The sequence below is a fragment of the Pseudomonas sp. 2822-17 genome, from assembly GCF_002742485.1.
GTDB classification, from domain to species: domain Bacteria; phylum Pseudomonadota; class Gammaproteobacteria; order Pseudomonadales; family Pseudomonadaceae; genus Aquipseudomonas; species Aquipseudomonas cyclaminis.
The window spans coordinates 1-280 of record NZ_LJRZ01000687.1 but is presented as its reverse complement, the minus strand read 5'-3'; the positions used below and the strand labels follow the sequence as shown (position 1 = coordinate 280).

General features: G+C 36.1%; 1 protein-coding gene. It reads left to right on the top strand.

Annotated elements, in window-relative coordinates:
* On the top strand, nucleotides 1-280 hold a 280-nt coding region (locus AOA60_RS33495), incomplete at both ends, for a hypothetical protein (RefSeq protein WP_218240828.1).

The window sequence follows — 280 nt, the reverse complement described above, 5'->3', positions numbered from 1 at the left end:
CTCGTATTGGTATTAACGAATATAAATAATATTATAGATATTTTTTCTAGTGATGGTGACCACGACCTCCCACAGGTAGCCGTGATAGACAATACGGAGCACGATGGATTATTCAGTGACATGCTTTCATCACACGACGATGGTAGATTCCAATATATAGCATATAGTGGAAATGATTTAGATAGCGCTATTGATGCAGCCCGAGATGATGAGTATGATTTTGTCCTTTATTTGACAGGTGAAAATGAAAATATTCATGCTGAATTCTATAGTAATGGTA